The organism is Ignavibacteria bacterium, from assembly GCA_015709655.1.
Lineage (GTDB): Bacteria > Bacteroidota > Ignavibacteria > Kapaibacteriales > Kapaibacteriaceae > OLB6.
On the sequence record CP054181.1, the window covers coordinates 1,823,895 to 1,841,570 of the forward strand.

General features: G+C 49.8%; 20 protein-coding genes. 6 read left to right on the top strand and 14 right to left on the bottom strand.

The features are described 5' to 3' along the window. Positions 1–16: 16 nt before the first annotated feature. The 4 genes from HRU79_07315 to der all read left to right on the top strand — a co-directional run bounded on the left by HRU79_07315 (position 17) and on the right by der (position 5,027). Positions 17–1,363, top strand: a complete 1,347-nt coding sequence (locus HRU79_07315) for an insulinase family protein (GenBank protein QOJ26470.1) — start codon at positions 17–19, stop codon at positions 1,361–1,363. 50 nt (positions 1,364–1,413) lie between these two features. Then, entirely contained in the window at positions 1,414–2,550 is a 1,137-nt protein-coding gene (locus HRU79_07320) for a cysteine desulfurase (GenBank protein QOJ26471.1), read from the top strand. 62 nt (positions 2,551–2,612) lie between these two features. Further along, entirely contained in the window at positions 2,613–3,593 is a 981-nt protein-coding gene (locus tag HRU79_07325; GenBank protein QOJ26472.1) for an AAA family ATPase, read from the top strand. 120 nt (positions 3,594–3,713) lie between these two features. Then, entirely contained in the window at positions 3,714–5,027 is a 1,314-nt protein-coding gene (gene der / locus HRU79_07330; GenBank protein QOJ26473.1) for a ribosome biogenesis GTPase Der, read from the top strand. A 76-nt stretch (positions 5,028–5,103) separates the two neighbouring features. On the opposite strand, the gene HRU79_07335 is transcribed toward der, so the two are convergent. Both HRU79_07335 and HRU79_07340 read right to left on the bottom strand, forming a co-directional pair. After that, positions 5,104–5,397 carry a rhodanese-like domain-containing protein gene (locus HRU79_07335; protein QOJ26474.1) on the bottom strand — a complete coding sequence of 98 codons (294 nt, stop codon included), beginning with the start codon at positions 5,395–5,397 and terminating at the stop codon, positions 5,104–5,106. 15 nt (positions 5,398–5,412) lie between these two features. Continuing rightward, the gene (locus HRU79_07340; GenBank protein ID QOJ26475.1) at positions 5,413–6,069 is read right to left on the bottom strand and encodes a Crp/Fnr family transcriptional regulator; all 657 of its coding nucleotides are present in this window, start codon (positions 6,067–6,069) and stop codon (positions 5,413–5,415) included. Between the two features lie 141 nt (positions 6,070–6,210). On the opposite strand from HRU79_07340, the gene HRU79_07345 reads away from it, so the two are divergent. Further along, complete coding sequence (locus HRU79_07345; protein QOJ26476.1) at positions 6,211–6,702, top strand: sigma-70 family RNA polymerase sigma factor; 492 nt, start codon at positions 6,211–6,213, stop codon at positions 6,700–6,702. A 17-nt stretch (positions 6,703–6,719) separates the two neighbouring features. Here the strand turns inward: HRU79_07345 and HRU79_07350 are convergent, their stop codons facing one another. From HRU79_07350 to HRU79_07390, 9 genes are all read right to left on the bottom strand, one after another. After that, positions 6,720–7,160 (bottom strand): hypothetical protein, encoded by a 441-nt coding sequence (locus HRU79_07350; GenBank protein QOJ26477.1) that lies wholly within the window; start codon positions 7,158–7,160, stop codon positions 6,720–6,722. A gap of 39 nt (positions 7,161–7,199) precedes the next feature. Further along, complete coding sequence (locus HRU79_07355) at positions 7,200–7,811, bottom strand: hypothetical protein (GenBank protein QOJ26478.1); 612 nt, start codon at positions 7,809–7,811, stop codon at positions 7,200–7,202. Continuing rightward, the gene (locus HRU79_07360) at positions 7,802–8,386 is read right to left on the bottom strand and encodes a DUF1684 domain-containing protein (protein QOJ26479.1); all 585 of its coding nucleotides are present in this window, start codon (positions 8,384–8,386) and stop codon (positions 7,802–7,804) included. Before HRU79_07360 ends, HRU79_07355 begins: the two co-directional genes overlap by 10 nt. Next, the gene (locus HRU79_07365; protein ID QOJ26480.1) at positions 8,386–8,922 is read right to left on the bottom strand and encodes a dCTP deaminase; all 537 of its coding nucleotides are present in this window, start codon (positions 8,920–8,922) and stop codon (positions 8,386–8,388) included. The genes HRU79_07360 and HRU79_07365 overlap by 1 nt, the downstream gene beginning before the upstream one ends. A 55-nt stretch (positions 8,923–8,977) precedes the next feature. Beyond that, complete coding sequence (locus HRU79_07370; protein ID QOJ26481.1) at positions 8,978–9,682, bottom strand: SIMPL domain-containing protein; 705 nt, start codon at positions 9,680–9,682, stop codon at positions 8,978–8,980. Beyond that, positions 9,679–11,628: an ABC-F family ATP-binding cassette domain-containing protein gene (locus HRU79_07375; protein ID QOJ26482.1), complete on the bottom strand. Its 1,950-nt coding sequence runs from the start codon at positions 11,626–11,628 to the stop codon at positions 9,679–9,681. Before HRU79_07375 ends, HRU79_07370 begins: the two co-directional genes overlap by 4 nt. Beyond that, complete coding sequence (locus HRU79_07380) at positions 11,625–12,989, bottom strand: bifunctional phosphopantothenoylcysteine decarboxylase/phosphopantothenate synthase (protein QOJ26483.1); 1,365 nt, start codon at positions 12,987–12,989, stop codon at positions 11,625–11,627. The genes HRU79_07375 and HRU79_07380 overlap by 4 nt, the downstream gene beginning before the upstream one ends. Positions 12,990–13,030: 41 nt before the next feature. Next, positions 13,031–13,327 (bottom strand): DNA-directed RNA polymerase subunit omega, encoded by a 297-nt coding sequence (locus HRU79_07385; protein ID QOJ26484.1) that lies wholly within the window; start codon positions 13,325–13,327, stop codon positions 13,031–13,033. Between the two features lie 62 nt (positions 13,328–13,389). Beyond that, positions 13,390–13,911 carry a DUF393 domain-containing protein gene (locus tag HRU79_07390; protein ID QOJ26485.1) on the bottom strand — a complete coding sequence of 174 codons (522 nt, stop codon included), beginning with the start codon at positions 13,909–13,911 and terminating at the stop codon, positions 13,390–13,392. On the opposite strand from HRU79_07390, the gene HRU79_07395 reads away from it, so the two are divergent. Beyond that, positions 13,889–14,602: a hypothetical protein gene (locus HRU79_07395; GenBank protein QOJ26486.1), complete on the top strand. Its 714-nt coding sequence runs from the start codon at positions 13,889–13,891 to the stop codon at positions 14,600–14,602. The two genes, HRU79_07390 and HRU79_07395, sit on opposite strands and share 23 nt — an antisense overlap. Positions 14,603–14,640: 38 nt before the next feature. Here HRU79_07395 and HRU79_07400 read toward each other — a convergent pair whose 3' ends face one another. The 3 genes from HRU79_07400 to HRU79_07410 form a co-directional block, all read right to left on the bottom strand. Further along, on the bottom strand, positions 14,641–16,035 hold the full coding sequence (locus HRU79_07400; GenBank protein ID QOJ26487.1) for an SLC13/DASS family transporter: 1,395 nt from the start codon (positions 16,033–16,035) through the stop codon (positions 14,641–14,643). 199 nt (positions 16,036–16,234) lie between these two features. Beyond that, positions 16,235–17,335, bottom strand: coding sequence for an RsmB/NOP family class I SAM-dependent RNA methyltransferase (locus HRU79_07405; protein ID QOJ26488.1), 1,101 nt, complete (start codon positions 17,333–17,335; stop codon positions 16,235–16,237). After that, the gene (locus HRU79_07410; GenBank protein ID QOJ26489.1) at positions 17,332–17,643 is read right to left on the bottom strand and encodes a hypothetical protein; all 312 of its coding nucleotides are present in this window, start codon (positions 17,641–17,643) and stop codon (positions 17,332–17,334) included. Before HRU79_07410 ends, HRU79_07405 begins: the two co-directional genes overlap by 4 nt. Between the last annotated feature and the right edge of the window lie 33 nt (positions 17,644–17,676).

A 17,676-nucleotide genomic window follows, 5' to 3' on the forward strand; every position in this document is an offset into this window, starting at 1 on the left:
AGGGTAAATTTATCGAATGTATTCAACCCCTCCGCTTTCGAATTCTCGGTTTCAGATCATACTTCCTGAACTTCAGACGATTACGCTGTACGATGGAACCCGGGTAAACATCATAGAAAAGCCCACTGCCGGTTTAGTTACGATAAAGGTGATTTTTCACACCGGTAATGTGAATGGTACCGTACCGGGTGCCATTGCGTTTATGGCGGAACTGTTAACACGGAGAACGAAGTGCAAGGATGCCGTGCAGTGGAACACCTATATTGAACAGCGTGGTTGTACCATTGCGGCAACTACCTCGCACAGCAATGTGGTGTTTACCGGTACCGGCTTAGCCGAACATTTTTCTTTCCTGGTTGACGCTTTAGGCGAATGTTTAGGTCAGCCCGGATTAAACGAGATTGAACTGGAACGTCTGAAGTTGCAGTGGATTACCGAGGCGCACATCAACCACAGCGATCCGGAATGGCTGGCCGGCAGGGCAATGCATATTGCCTGCTACGGGAACCATCGGTACGGAACTCCGGTTCGAGGGAATGTAGTTAACATGGAAGAGCATACCATCCAGGGTCAATGGGAAGCATATCGTACCATGGTATCTGCGCAACGCGATATTGTAGTTACCGGACCCCTATCATCTGATGATGTCGCAGCTACAGTGCGTAACCTCTTACACGATTTCCCAACGCCACGCCCCTCAGGTTTGCCGGATGATGTCAGAGAAGTACCGCATACAGCAGTAGTGGCAGGCATACCCGATGCGTTGCAGACAGTGTATTCGATTGCTATGCCTGCCGTTGGGTACCATCATCCCGATTATGCACGGCTGCTGCTTGTAACAACAGTGCTGGGAGGTTATTCGCTTGCACGACTGTTCATGGAGCTTCGCGAGCGGAAAGCGTATACCTACGGCGCATATTCCGAGCTGATTGTTCGCCGGTATTCTGCAATTACCATCATCACCACTGCCGTTGGATCCGAATACTCGGCTGACGCGCTGGATAGTATTGCTGACATTGTTCACGAGTTAGCAGCGGCACCCATTCCTGCGGAGGAACTGCACAATGCAAAGCAATTCCTGCTTGGCGAATTCCTGCGGAGGACCGAGACTGCCGGTCAGCTTGCAGATCTGATTCAAACAGGTGTTATTCACGAACTGCCCTGGAGTTTTTTTGCGGACAGCTTGCAGCACTTACAAAACGCAACGCCTGAAGATCTGCTATCGGTCCAGCATACCTACCTCACGCCCGACCAATGGTCCATAGGCGTTAGCGGTAACCCCTCGCAGCTCATGGACGCAGTAGGCCGGCACTCCGGAGGGGTTAGGCTATGGGAGCCGGATGTATCGGATACAGAGGAATAACCATCCGGATATCTGCTGTCAGCCTGTAAAGAGCTATTTTTACCAATCCCATGATATACGCCGATTATGCATCTACAACGCCGGTGGATCCGGCAGTACTCCGTGAAATGCAGCCGTTTTTTACCGAGGTGTTCTTTAACACATCAAGCAACCATGCCGGTGGTATAGCTACACAACGCGCTGTTATGAAGGCCCGGATGGACATTGCCCGTTGTTTGGGAACAACAATGGGGAGTGTATTGTTTACCAGCGGCTCCACCGAAGCCATTTCTCTGGCTGTTCTCGGGCATTTCCGCAATTCCGCGCAGCGCCGTCCAGGACAACCAAATACCTTTGTGACGTGCGCCACCGAGCATGCTGCCATGCTGGATACCGCCAAGCAGCTGCAAAAAGAAGGCTATACTGTACGGATCGTTGATGTTGATGCTGACGGAGTAGTGATACCTGAAAGCCTCAGGAATGCACTCGATGAAACGGTACTCATGGTATCGGTTATGGCAGTTAACAACGAGACCGGTGTTATCCAGGATGTCAAATCCATTGCATCGGCTGCCCATGACGTTGGTGCACTGTTTATGACGGATGCCACCCAGGCATTTGGGAAACTCCCCCTGAACGTAACAGATCTGGGTGCTGACTTGCTGTGTATTTCCGCACACAAGATATACGGACCCAAAGGAACAGGTGCACTGATTTGTGTCACGCCAGAGAGCAAGGTGCTCCAGCCCCTTCAGTTTGGTGGTGGACAGGAAAACGGAGTTCGCAGCGGTACCCTGAATGTACCCGGTATTGTGGGTCTGGCAGCAGCCGGAACTCTTGCCTATCAGATGCTCGACGAAGAAAGCAAGAGGATTAAAGCCCTCCGTGACACCTTCGAGGAATCAATGAAACAACTTGGAGCCACGGTTAACGGTGAAGGGGCTGAAAGATGCTACCACGTTTCGAACATTACGTTTAAGGATGTAACGGCTGATGCTTTACTGGACATACTGGATGACGTTTGTTGCAGCAAAGGGAGCGCCTGCTCTTCGGCAAAAACAACACCCAGCCATGTACTGAAAGCAATGGGCTTGTCAGATTATAGTGCATCATGCTCACTACGGTTCTCATTTGGACGTTATAGCACCGACAGTGAGGTACAGTTGTTAATTCAGCGCTTGATTGCTGTAGCACTGACGTCAAAGTAACGAAGAGTGCGCCGTACGCCACGCCGTGAGTTTTTCATACACCATCGAATTTCAAATAGTCAATGACAGACACAGAACAACTGAAACAATTATCAGCAGGAATACAGACCGTACGGGAAGAAATCAGTAAGGTTATTATTGGTCAAACGGACATTGTTGAGCAGCTACTGGTATCGTTGTTCGCTCGCGGACACTGTCTGCTGGTAGGCGTACCCGGACTGGCCAAAACGCTGCTTATTCGAACGTTAGCCAACTCTCTTGATTTATCGTTCTCACGAGTACAGTTTACACCCGACCTGATGCCGGGCGACATTACGGGTACAGAAGTTATCGAAGACAACCGGACCACTGGACAGAAAAGCTTCCGTTTTGTTAAGGGCCCTGTATTTGCCAACATAGTGCTGGCTGACGAAATAAACCGTACTCCGCCCAAAACACAGGCGGCCTTGCTTGAAGCAATGCAGGAGCACAATGTAACTGCTGCCGGCACAACCTATAAACTGCCGGAGCCGTTTTTTGTTCTTGCAACCCAGAATCCAATCGAGCAGGAAGGTACCTATCCGTTGCCAGAAGCTCAGCTGGACCGCTTTATGTTTAACCTGCTGCTGGACTACCCCTCGTTTACAGAGGAGCTGCAGATCGTTCGGTCAACCACGCTTGAAAGTTTAACCCAGGTTAGCACGGTGATGGGTGCCGATCAAATTCTTGCCTCGCAGAATTTGGTTCGAAGAGTTCCGATTGCCGAGAATGTTGTTGAATATGCAGTGAAACTGGTGCAGGCAACAAGACCCGCCACTTCTGACAATGCAATGGTACGAGATTTTGTTGCGTACGGTGCCGGCCCCAGAGCCTCGCAATATCTTGTGCTTGGGGCAAAAGCACGTGCCGCTATTACCGGACGTCCGACGCCCGAGATTGCCGATGTTGTTGCCGTAACATTGCCAGTACTCCGTCATCGTATAGTAACGAATTTTAATGCTGAAGCTGAAGGCGTATCTGTTGACACGATAATTTCATCGCTGGTGGCAGGTATGGCGCGGTAATCCGTGCTTGTCTTTCAGACGTAGGAAGTAAATCAACCGGACCTTGATATCGGGCGTGATCCTTTCGTGGGATGCATGGTGTTATTAGGTCGCAAGTCCGAATTTGTGCAAAGAACAGTTATGGAATTGGTAGCAATTGTTGGCAGGCCAAATGTAGGTAAGAGCACCCTCTTCAATCGGATTATTGAGGAGAGGCACGCCATTGTTGAAAGTGAACCTGGGGTAACTCGAGACAGGTTATATGCCAAGGCAGAGTGGGCAGGAAAACACTTCCAGCTTGTGGACACCGGGGGGATTGTCCCGCAAAGCGATGAGCTGTTTGACAAAGCAATTCGCGAGCAGGCGTTTATGGCAATTGATGAGGCGGATCACATCGTGTTTGTAGTTGACTCACGTGATGGTATAACACCAACTGACAGGGAAATCGCCCATATTCTCAGGCAGAGCTCCAAGCCGGTGACCCTGGTTGTTAATAAATGCGATGCTCCCAATAGTGACCTCGCTGCTGCCGAATTTTATGAATTGGGTCTGGGTGATCCGTTTCCCATCAGCGCCCTAAATGGACGCAGTACGGGTGACTTTTTAGATCACGTGGTCGACGATTTCTCGGATAAGTCCGAAGAAACTGATACAAGGCTGAAGATTGCAATCGTGGGAAGACCTAACGTTGGGAAAAGCTCACTGACCAATGCGCTTCTGGGTAAGGACAGGATGGTGGTTACGCCAATCGCCGGAACAACCCGGGATGCTATCGACAGCGTAGTTACGTATTATGGCAGAGAGATTGTGCTCATTGATACTGCCGGGTTGCGCAGGCGAAGTCAGATTAAAGAAAGCGTTGAAGTGTATTCAACCATGCGTACCTCCAGGGCCATTGACCGGGCTGATGTGGTAATTGTAATGATTGATGCTACACAGGGTCTGGAACAGCAAGACAAGCGCATCCTCTCGGAAGTAGAACAGGCACGCAGGGGGATGATAATTGTTGTTAACAAATGGGACCTTGTTGAGAAAGACACGCATACTGCCGATGCCTTCACCAGAAAAATAAAGGAAGAACTGCGAACGATGGACTACGTGCCGGTAGTGTTTATCAGTGCGTTAACCAAGCAGAGAATCACCAAGCTGTTAGAAATGGCTGAAGCAATCCAACAGCGCCGGATGATGCGTATAGCCACGCACGAGGTAAATGAAAGGCTGATCGAAATTCTGGAACGCACACCGCCACCGGCTATCCGCGGCAGGGACCTCCGAATCAACTACGTTACCCAGGTAAAATCCGGACCTCCGGTATTTGCTTTCTTCCTAAACTATCCCGACCTGCTTCCCGACTCGTACAAGCGATATATCGAGCGGCAGCTTCGGCAACTATACGATTATACCGGAGTGCCAATTTCCTTCGTCTTTCGAAAGAAAAATAAAGATCGTGAATAAAGGAATGTAGGGAGACTATTACAGGAAACACCTAATTCCGACACCAGTCAGGCTTGGCAAATCATTTCCCTGGTCTCTACCAGGCCGAGATTCCGCCCTTGAGATTCACGGGCTTGCAGAATCCGCTCAGTTCAAGAAACATGCATGCCTGGCCTGACCGACCGCCCGACCTACAGTACACGATGATTTCGCAGTCTTTATGGCACTCAATCTCACTTAGCCTTGATTCAAGTTCGTGAAGGGGGATATGGATTGCTCCCGGAAGGTGGAATTCATCCCATTCTTCGTTGGTCCGTACATCCAGGATGATGAGTTCTTCGCTGTTTTCAATCCGTCGTTTAAGAACATCTGTTGATATCAAATTAGTCATAATTGCTATAAATGATTAATTCCCAATACGTGCTAATCCGTGTCTGTCCAAAATCTCGATATTGCCACGAGAGAGCTTAACAAAGCCCTTCTGATTAAAATCGTGCAACAGTCGGGTGACTACTTCACGGGCTGTTCCTGCCTCGTCGGCAAGTTGCTCGTGAGTTATCTTTATTACATTACTTTGGTGCCTTATACCATATTCCAGCAGAATATCGGCAATGCGCTCATCCATTTTTGAAAACGTAACTTCTTCTACGAGCAACATGGCATCTGCCAGCCTTGAGGCAAACTCTGCAAACACATAATCGCGTGCTGCGCGGTTCTGATGGACCAGGTTGTTAAACGCCTCCACGCTCATTGTAGCAATAACGGCGTCTTCGTCCACTACCGCCGATGCCGTGTGAATGGGATTGCTTAATGCACAACTCATAGAAAGAATACAACCGTCTCCCGGCCCCAGGCGATATAGCGTGATGGAACGTCCGCTGTCGTGTTCCTTAAACACCCGCACGCTTCCCTGGACTAAAAAACCAACTCGAATACAGCCTGAATTCTCGGCATAGAAAATTGAGCCGCGCGACATGGTTACGTATTCAACGGTTGCGAGATTTTGCAAGAACGACAGTTTGGGCGACAACAGGGTGGTGTCAATTTTGGCATGTGGACTCATAATGCATGCACAATTTTCGTGGACTAAAACAACGGATTCATCAAAAATAACGGCAGGTTCGTGGAAAACAGGTTGCCTGATGACGATCTTTTAGCGTGGTTCGTGACCGAAACTGTTTTTTCACCCAACCAAGGAGTAGTTATGGAAATCAGTGAACGCCACCTGTCACGCATCATTCAGTCCGCCTTCCGGCAACTCAGTGCCGATGACATCGAAGACGTACTTGCCGAAGTTCGCAGTGCGATTTTCACGGCCCAGTCAGCCGGGAAGGTAATTCTGAACGTCCATGCATACTCCTGTACCGTTGCCAAACGCAGGGCAAGTGTTTATGCCAGACAGAAACGCCGATATGTATCGGCAGAGGCTGACCCGCTTGATGACTCTGAAGGCTGGACGGTTCTGGATACGCTAACTGCCGACGCTGGCAGTGGGAACTGCGAAGATGAAATCGACGTTGCCAGTGTGTTGCGCGAGGTACCCAGGCATTATGCTACGGTATTGCGCCGGCATTACCTTGAGGGTGAAGATTTCGGGCTGATAGCCAGTGCCGAAGGCGTTAGTGATGTCTGTATCCGAAAACGTCATGAACGGGCACTGAAATGGGCACGCAAACGGTTTAAACCGCGCGAATGAATGTGCCTTGGCACTGTCTATACATCCGGCCTGGCATCGTCGGCATCGGTTATGTTGCCCTGCAACTCTCTGATCTTGGACAGGTCATGCGCCACATCTACAACGTTGCGTACAACGCCTTGTGTTGTACCAAAATAAACCGTGTCGAACCGTGAAAACGTAACTTCATCGGCAGTTGACAGCAGTTCAGCCATTTCAAACCGCAGTTTGTTAACGTTCAGCATAAACTCGTCTTCGAGATGACGGAATCCGGCATCTCCCTGCCGGAGCCTGCGAAGTTCGGAGTAGATCTGCCACACCGTTGCTCCGGTTATCGTGATAGCGTTAAACTCGCCCGGAGCGTCTCGCTGCGCTGCAACTTCGAGCAGGACTCCGATATCTGAGCGCTTGCGAAAGCCCCCTTTCACTGCCTGGTCAAGATAGCCAAGAACTGCTTCTGTATCTGCCGACAACAGCATAGCACATCAATGAAGTATGAATGATGAGTATAAACAAACTTAATACTGAATTGTTGAGAGGATCGATCGAAATGCCTGGTCAAGTTCCAGGTCGGTTGGCATCTGCCGGGCAGTAAAGGTTAGCGGTGCCAGGGCAAATTCATACAGTTGTTGTTCGGTACTCTGAAAAACTGCGCACCGTATAACTCCGCGATTCACCACGCTGTAGTCAACTCTGCCAAAAACACGAGTACCAACTGTATCAATGTGAACCGTGCCTGCCATAACGGCTTGCCGCCCGGCATGTCGGTTACGGATTTCGAACACACTTTCTGCCAGTGCGTGTAGTCCATTTGCACGAACGCCCGTGAGTATTGCTTCTGCCGGTGGTATGGTTCGGAAAACCGCGGCAACGGTGTAGTTGTTGTTTACGGCCAGAGCGAGCGTTCCATCCAACCCATCCGGATTAAGAAGCTGCCAGCCCTCCGGGAGCAACGCAACCATATCGCCGGTACTGCTCCGCACCATCAGATCACTCATAGCAAGAAGTGGTAGGGGGCTTGGTTTTGCATGCTCAACGGAAGTCTGCTTTTTATCGGGAGCCTTAACAAACAGACATCCGTGCAGTAGGACGATAAAAAAACTGAGAACAAAGGAATGTTTTAGTGCCACGCTTTTTCGCCGGCTGTGACAGGTACGGATAGGGTGTTGTAAAATGGGACTAGCGGACATGAATAATTACTGCTATAGGCACAGTATGGATTATAAGCCATGTTGAAATCAATCACATATTGTCCGCTGGCAGATACAGGAACTTCAACATATCTGCCAAGTTCGTATGCGTCGGTACCGCACGTAGCATCCTTGAACGGAATAAAGAAAACCTCTCCGGCAACAGGTTCTAAAAACTTGAAAGACCACAGAGTGTACTCAGTACCCTGAATTGTGAACACGAACTTTCCAATACGAAGTGCAGTTCGAAGCTCATCCTTTGATGTTGTCATCTGAACAGTATCAACATGAGTTTCGGGGATATACCTAGCAGGTACTGCCCACGTGGGGCTGACAGGGAAGTAGTTGAGCCCCTTAAAGTCAAGTCTCTCCTCAACGGGGATTGGGCTCCATACTTCCTCGATAAATGCCTGGTTCTTGTCAGCTCTAAACTTTGTTATTGAATTAACGTCGTATGCCATTGACTGTTCGGCATTACAGCCAACAAGTACCAGGAAGAGGATGATAAGTGCCATTAGAATTTATTCCTGAACATCATAGATTCAACGGGAATGGGCTTCCGCTCGGTATATTTCGCCGATTCTTTTCGATTATACGGATTAATTACCGAACCCTGTACTTCAAAATAAATCAGTTGGCCGATAGGCATACCAGCATATACCCGAACGGGTATCTTCACGCTAATCTCAAGCGTCCAGTAATTGCAAAACCCTACGTCTCCTTTCCCTGCCGTAGCATGAATGTCAATGCCCAGCCTACCTACACTGCTCTTGCCTTCGAGAAAGGGTACATGGTTATGTGTTTCGGTGTATTCCTGGGTAACGCCAAGATACAGGAAATCAGGAAGCAGAACAAAACCGGATTCGGGGATTTCAAAGGTAGTGATGGTGTTGTGCTTCCTTGCGTCGAGTTCAGGTTGGTTGTACGTAGCAAGGGTACTGCCCAGATGTACATCGTACGAATTGCTTCCCAGACACTCAGGGTTAAACGGCTCAATTACAATTGTTCCGTTTTTGATACAGGATAGGATCTCGGCATCGGATAAAATCATGTGCAAATGTATGAGATTACGTCTTTTTACAGTTGCCCAGGGTTGCAAAGCGTGGTTATTGCATTTCGAAGACCGCCTCAACGGAGACGCGCATTGCAAGTTCACCGGCTTCGACGGGGGTTTCGGTATCTGCTTTGGCCATGAGTGCCTGCGCAGTCGACCTCATGTATTCGCGGACAGGTACGTCGCCCGAACTGGCTGCGTGAATGGTTACCACGTGACCTAACGAGGCACCGGCAGCGGTTGCGATTGCCATTGCTCGGTTTCGGGCATTCTTAGTGGCTTCAACACGAAGGCTGTCACGCACGGCATCTGCTCGTGTGGAGGCAAACACCAGGCTGTTCAGAATGTTGCTGCCACCAGACAAGCCGGCACTGAGCACTTGCTCAACTTTTTGTAAGTCACGAATTGTGATGGTTACGGAGTTTCGCATTCTGTAGGTTACAAGCTCCTGCCGGCCAGTGCTGTAGTTGTAAACCGGCTGAGTACTCAGCGCTGACGTCTGAATGTCTTTTCCGGGAATACCCGCAGACTTTACGTTGCCTATGATAGCACGAACCTTTGCATCATTTTCGGTTCGAATTTTATGAATATCAAGCCCGTCTATCTCCACTCCGATGGTAACGTAGGCAATGTCGGGCGGTAGGTCTGTTCTGGCCTCGCCGCTAACAGTAATCAAGCGTCTGGTATCTACGTATTGCGAAAATGCCATGGTGCAGCCCGAGGCCAGTAATACGGCAATGATGATGAGTCTGTTCATAGTTGCATCTCCTCTAAAATTGTGGTTGTTGATTCCCATTCCTGCAGCAGGGAGGCAAGCAACATTCGTGCGGTTTCGTAGCGCTGTGTTGTTTTGTGTTGCAGCACGGGATCTTTGTACAATTCAGGATCAGCCAGTGTTGTCTCGCACTCGGCGATTGTTTTTTCCTGTACGGTTACCTGACGTTCGATATCGTTGATTCGTTGCTCTAATCGTTTGCGCTCACGGTTTCTGGCTTTCTGTTCTTCTCGCGTATGAGCATCGGACTGCTGTCGGTTTTGTTTAGCGCTCTGACCCGCCGGGCTGTCTGGTTGACCCGACGGAGGTTGCTGTGGTACGTGGATGACTGAGCCGTATGCGTCTTCGTAGTCACCGATCACTTCTCTGGTGACACCATTTTTAAAAATGACCACTTTGTCGGTCAGACCGTCAAGAAAATCACGGTCATGACTTACTACAATCATTGCGCCGTCGTAATCGATCAGAGCCTGCTTCAGCACCTCTTTCGAAAGCATGTCCAGGTGGTTAGTCGGTTCGTCCAGAAGGAGCAGATTTGTAGGTCTGAGAAGGAGCCGGGCCAGTGCCAATCTGCTTTTCTCGCCACCCGAGAGAACGCTCACTTTTTTATTAACGTCGTCGCCGCTAAACAGGAAGGCGCCGAGCAGAGTGCGCACACGTGAGCGCATTTCCGGTGGTGCTACCTGTTCAACTGACTCAAGCACGGTATTCTGTCCGGATAACAAATCGGCCTGCTGCTGAGCGTAGTAACCGAACACCACGCCATAGCCCAGTCGCACATCGCCTCCGGTAGGTTGCTCCTGTTGAATGATGATTTTGCTGAGCGTACTCTTGCCTTCGCCGTTCTTACCCATGAAGGCGACTTTCTCGCCACGTTCCAGTGTGAAATTTATTCCTCGCAGCACGTGTTTTGGGCCGTAGTGCTTGTGAACTTCTACGCACTCAACCACTAGTTTACCGGGGCGAGGTGCAGGCGGGAATTTAAAGCGCATCGAGCTGACGTCGGGATTGTCGATTTCGATGTCTTCCATTTTCTGAAGGTGCTTGATGCGGCTTTGGACGCGTGTGGCCAGGCTTGCCTTGTACCGGAACCTGTCGATAAACTTTTGAATGTGAGCTTTTTCACGGGCCTGTTTCAATGCAGCGCTACGTTGTTGCTCCATTCGTTCCTCGCGAATTTCTTCATAGTCACTGTACGATACGGGCAGGTCGTGAATGCGGGCTTGTGTAATTTCGATAGTACGATTGGTTACATTGTCAAGAAATGTTCTGTCGTGCGAGACAAGTACCACTACACCATCGTACTCACTCAGGAACTGCTCCAGCCACTGTACTGACTCAATATCAAGATGGTTTGTGGGCTCGTCCAACAGCAAAACATCAGGTTTACTCAGCAGAAGCTTGGCCAGCTCCGCACGCATTTGCCAGCCTCCCGAAAAGGCAGTAAGGGGCTTGTCGAGTTCGGCAGCATCAAAGCCGAGTCCGGTGAGCACACGTTCGATGGAGGCATGCATGGTAAGTCCGCCACGGCGCTCAAACTGTTCATGGGCATCGGTGAGCTGCTGAATCAGCTGAAGATAGGCAGTACTCTCGTAGTCTGTACGTTCGCCAATCGTGTGTTGAAGGTTATCAATCCGATCCTGAATTGCCAGCACGTCGGCAAACGCCGTAGCTGCAGTTTCGCGCAGCGTGTTGCCTGTATCAACGGTAAGGTTCTGACTCAGCAAGCCAACCCGTACATTGTTTTGGCGATGGACTCCACCGGCAGTAGGCCTGTTGTCACCGTGAATTATCGACAGCATAGTACTCTTCCCGGAGCCGTTCCTGCCAACAAGCCCAACCCTGTCACCATGCTGTAACAGGAAGTTCACGTTACTGAATAACAAACGCGTTCCTAAATCGACTTCCAGGTTCTGAACAGAAATCATGATGTCGGACTGCCTTGTAACAACTGGGTGACCGCAGCGTGTACGATGACTTCGGCACATGCCTGTTTTGACATGGGAGGATACGGTTGTATTTCATCCTTCGTGACAAGGGTGATAGTATTCATGCCTGTACCAAAGCCACTGTCAGAGGGTCCTGCCTGATTAGCAACAATCATGTGAGCGTTCTTCTTCTTGAGTTTAGCGATTGCATATTCCAGAAGGTTGGTTGTTTCAAGCGCAAATCCTATCAGAACCCTGCCTTCGATGTGTTGTGAACCCAACTCGGCCAGAATATCCGCAGTGGGCTTCAGTGCAATTGTAAGTCCGTTGCCTTCAGTACTATCTTTTTTGATTTTATGGGCAGCTGGTTCTTCAGGCGTAAAATCGGCAACGGCAGCTGCCATGATGATGATGTCAGCGTTGCTGTGCTTCATGACCTCTGAGTGCATTTCTGCGGCCGTTGTCACGTTAATCCTGTGAACGCCTCTTGGTGTTGGCAAGGTTGTTGGACCGCTGATAAGCGTGACCAGGAACCCTTTATCGGCTGATGCTTGTGCCAGCGCATATCCCATAGTTCCGGTACTGTGATTAACGATGCTCCGTACCGCATCTATCGGCTCGTGTGTTGGACCTGCCGTCACCAGTACCGATATTGGCCGTTGTGTTTCTGTACTGCCGTCCTCTGGTAAGCCGGTGCGCGTGCTTGTACTGAAGCCCTCAGGGGTAGCCGATGCCACAGGCGGGGTAATATCAGCATGGTAAACATGGCTGTTCACGGTGCTAACGATGGATTGCAGCTCGGGTAGCCTTCCAGCGCCAACAATACCGGATGCCAGCTCGCCCGATTCCGGTGAAATAACGTGGATACCCATTGCTTTGAGTGACTGTATGTTTTTCTGAGTAACCGTATTCGTCCACATATCAACATCCATTGCCGGTGCAATAATCAGTGGTATGTTGTGCGGCAGACACGACGCAAGCAGAGTAACGGCAGAATCGGAGATTCCGGTAACGATTTTGGCTATTGTGGTGGCACTGCACGGTGCAATCAGATAGGCATCAGCCCACTTACACCAGTGCACGTGCCATGAGCCCCCTTCCTGAATGGCCGGGTCAAACAGATCGGAAACAACAGTAAATTTACTTACTGCCTGCAGGGCGAGCGGAGCAACAAACATGCGGGCTGATGCTGTAAGCGCCACACGCACGCTATGACCTGCTTTTGCAAGGTCACGTACCAGCCATGGTGTTTTATAGGCCGCTACTGACCCGGTAATTCCAAGGATAATGTTCATGAGGTAGAGTGTAAACGTGAAGGCATTGGTAAAGTTGCAACGATACTGACAAACAAAAAAAGCCATCTGGGAAAATCCCGGATGGCTTAATACCTGCTTTCGAGATGTTATTCCTCTGAATCTCGTTTAGTATGAATTTGCCCGGAAACTTTCTCGTTCATGGCAAGAAAGGTAGGCTTCGGAATTTTATCAAACTCCTTGCTGATAGCAATCTGGTCCGGGTTGGGGCCTTCGGCTTCGTCCATATCTACAATCACATCGTGCAGGCGTTCCTTGATCTGAACCTTGATTTGATCGTTAATTTGACGTGCACGCATCCCCATTGCTACAATGCTTTCGTAGATAGAGCCTTTGGCGCTCTCTTCCATCCGTACTTCGACGGGATTGACGATGTAGGTACTCATGTTACTCCGTAATTGAAAACCGAACCGCAAAAGTACGCAAAATTGTCCTGTTTTGGGTGGCTTTACCCAAGAAATCGCTTCCGTTCAGCAGGAGTAGGCAGTCTGCACGACTCTTTACGACCAAACCAGCGGTATCGGCGGGCGGCTACATAACGGTACGCAGGGTCGCGAAGCAGCGGCGGAAAACAGCCCAACAGGATGCCTGCCAGAGTCAGGTGCCATCGTCTGCAGTATCGCAGGAGGAAGATAACGGCGTTGCTTTGGGTATACATCGTGCTGTTAAACACAACGCAGACGGACTCGGGCATACTGTTTACCCCGAAGGACTGCAGGATACGTGTACCGGCCACACTCTGCAGCGGTGCAAACAATAGGGTTTCGGTTCTGTCGTTTCGTATTAGGAAGTCCACAGTTCCGTTACAAAGAGTACAAACGCCGTCGAAGAGCACAACAGGAGGTTCGTGTGGAGAAGAATCCTGATTCACGGTAACAAAATTGCCAAAACTTTTGTTATCTATTGTAACGATACAACAAACCTTATTTGTGGTAAAGGAGGTAGATATGGCAGCATTAGACCTGGGCATGTTCACAAACGGTGCTACTGACCCCGAAGGAACGAATTTCGAAGTTCGTGCGGCACTGAATACCATTACTGCTAACTTCAGAAAAAACCGGCTGTATCCGGGCTTGGCCGAGCTGGTGGAAATTGCTACTACACTAGAGGCCATCCTAAATAATAGGAATATGTACACTTCACGCCTGCCAAGAAAATTGACCGGTGTTGATTTAGAGAAGAAAACGCTCACATTCGAGTCGGTACCGGCCTCGCCCGAGATGGTGGAGCAGCTGTTTCTGCTTATCGAACAATTGCTTCCGCTGATTAAAACTGCAACGGATGAAGGCATCGCAATGTTCGATTTTATTATCCAGAACCTTACAGCAGATATCGTAGGCATCCTGCCGGTGTACCGCGACGAAGGATACGCTCTGATACCGGATCAACGGTCAAACCTGATTCATGTGCTTCGGTATGAGATGAGCCTGTACACGAGTGAGGGTGACAACTACCGTGCGTTAAAAACGTATGAACTGGAGCCCAGAGAAATGGTGGTTGGTAAGGATGCTCCCGAAGATATTAAACTTGCCCTGGTCAATGAGCACCGAGAGATGCCCAATCCGGCAACATACTACCTGGCTACCGATCTTGATTTCCCGTTCGAAGAAACCATCCTTCCGATTGCAAAGCGCAAGCTGATGAGATTGCTGGTGTCGTAGCGATTATATCCTGTTCAATTAGGTTGTATCCTGTTTAATCACAGAAACAGTGATGTCAGCACGGTGATGAGGATGACGCTAATAATGTTCAAAATAAGCCCGTTGCGGATCATGTCCTTCATGGTTACCGCGCCCGAAGCAAACGCAATGGCGTTGGGCGGTGTGCCTACCGGCAACATGAATGCCCAGCTTGCACCAAGGGTAACGGCAATCGAGAGTTGAGCAACGGACAGGTGTGAGGCTAACGCAAATGCTGCAACAATCGGAACCAGAATATTGGTAAGCGCTGTGTTTGATACCAGCTCAGTGGTGAATACGGAGATTGTCACTACGATCAGAAGAATAACAACAATCGGTAATGTGGTAAATAACGAGAACGAGTCTGCTATCAGTGCGATGACGCCATGCTTTTGCAATGCCGAAGCTACTGCAATCCCACCTCCAAATAACAGTAGGATGCCCCAGGGGATGTTGCGTACGGACTTCCAACTGAGCAGCGGCTTTCGCTTGTTAGCCCGCGGTATGATAAAAAGCAATACGGCACCTAACATGGAGGGGAACACATCGGTATAGGAGAAATGGAATAACGCAGCGCTGATATCCTTGGTAAGCCAGAGAAGAACAACGACACTAAAAATCGTTACAACCCGGAGCTGGTTTGCAGACCAGGGTTCGACTGTAAGGTTATCAAGCTCGATCTTTTCTGTGCCTTCCTTCCCCAGCCGCAACCGAAATACCATGAATAAGATGAACAGAAATATCAGGCTGAAGGGAATTCCAACGATTGCCCAGCTAACGAAATCAATGTTGGCATGGTAGGGGGCCTGATTAACCAGCGCAGCCATGATAAGATTGGGCGGCGACCCGATAAGCGTGCCTGCACCGCCAATACTTGCGGCGTAGGCTATCGACAGGACAAGCAATACGCCAAATCTTGACTGACGCTCGTGCTCCGGCCGAGCTTTCAGTATTGCCATACCAATGGGAAGCATCATAAGGGCTGTGGCAGTGTTGGAGATCCACATGCTTATAATGCCGGTACTCAGTATCACTGCCAACAGTAGCCTGCTCTTGGTGTTGCCAACAATACGGATAATCCGCTGTGAAATCTGCAGGTGAATCCGGTGCTTCTCCAGCCCCAGTGCTAGTATAAAGCCACCCAGGAACAGATAAATATTGGTATCACCGTAGGCTAATGCAAGATCTTTGGGCGTTAGAATTCCCAGAACTGACGACATAGCCAGGGGGAGTAGTGCAGTAACATAAATCGGAATGACTTCCCGAAGCCATAAATACACCATCAACACCGTTAGGGCTACAGTGCGCCACATGAGGATATCAGGTCCGGAAATCCCTTTTACGACGATAATGCCCGATGCCAAAAGAAGACCGGCCAATAACTGAATCCGCTTATCCCTTATGAGAATATTCATCCGGTACTCTGCACAAAAACAAATCGTTGCTGCAATACTGCATACAAATATCTATTCCATGCGGGAATATTAAATTGGAATGCTTGTCCACTTTCCACTGAAGCGTACGCCTCCGTCAGTTTTTTTAAAGACCGGGAGAAGGGGAAAACACTGCGGCGTAGAGTGTGCGACGATACTAATAGGATGGATCACCGACGTTTCAGGGAACCCGCATTAATGCGCTGTAAAAACCATCGCCACCGTCCTGACCTTGATATGTACTCCATTCATTGACAACGGAAATACGGTTGCCTGTGGTCAGGGTGCCCACCTGGTCAGGCCCTTCTGCAGGGAGGGTGCTGCAGGTGGTGTAGGCCACAAGACCGCCGGGCGTGCATAACGAAACAGCGCGATTCAGTAATTCAGTCTGAACTGACCTCAGTTCATCGATGGTGTCAGCAGTATGGTGGTACAGAATATCGGGATTGCGGCGCAGAACCCCGGTCCCGCTGCACGGTGCATCAACAAGGACGACGTCGGATTTTCCGTAGATGCGCTTCAGTATCTTCCCCGATGTAATTAACCGGGTCTCCACATTAGTAACGCCTGCCCTGGTTGCGCGCCGCCGTAGCTCGGTCAGCTTGTCCTGGTGGACGTCCATAGCCAATATCCTGCCCTGATTGTTCATCAGTGCAGATGCATGAAGCGTCTTCCCGCCGGCACCCGCACAGAGATCAGTCCATAAGCTAATTGATGATATTGGTACAGCACGTACAATCTCGGTACAAACCCGCTGCGAGTTCACGTCCTGCTGTTCAAACCATCCGTGGCGAAACGCATCTGACGAAAACAAACCATAGGGCGCGTCAATACGAATACAGGTGTCAGAAACCTGTTCAGGCTTGAAGGGGGCCAAGGCATGCGTGCACTGTTCTGCTGTGCACCGGATTGTATTAACACGGACAAAGGTGGGGGCATCGGTGAGCCATGAAGCGATAATGGCATCCCGCTGTGATACAGTAGTAACGCTAAGTTGTTGTGCAAGCCATTCGGGGACGTATGCGTTGGCAGGATTACAGACAGCATCCAGCTCCCCATCCCACGCACTTTTCCAGTTGTTATACCGTAATGCCTGAAACATGCGGTGCCGAATTGCGGCGGCCCTGCTGCTACCCGGTGTATCGGCTCTGAATAAATGCTTTAAGGCAAGTGATACGTGGTGTCCTTTGCGGGTAACACGAATCCATGCATCATAAAACTCATCACGGGAAACAACCGTGTGACTTGCTAATCCCTTGGTGTGACGGTTACGGGATATCAATCGCGTACTTTTTTACTGTTGACTCTGAGGCGCATTGCACTAATGAAGATTGTGATTGTTCCTAAACCAAGCACAAACGAATACCCACGGTGTAAAACTCCAAGTGACAGATCGTCGGGAAGAAGACCATACTTGAAAACGGGTTTCCACTCAATATGCTCAGTCGTGGTCCCAAAGACTTCGTCAGTAACGGTAGTTACAACCTTCTCTCTATCCTTTGTAAAAATCTCCATACCCTGGCCAATCCACACTATGCCGCCGGCAATCATGATAATTGCTGCAAAGCCAATGAGTACTTTCCACAACATGCGAATGCGTCCGTATAAAAAATGAGCGTTTTA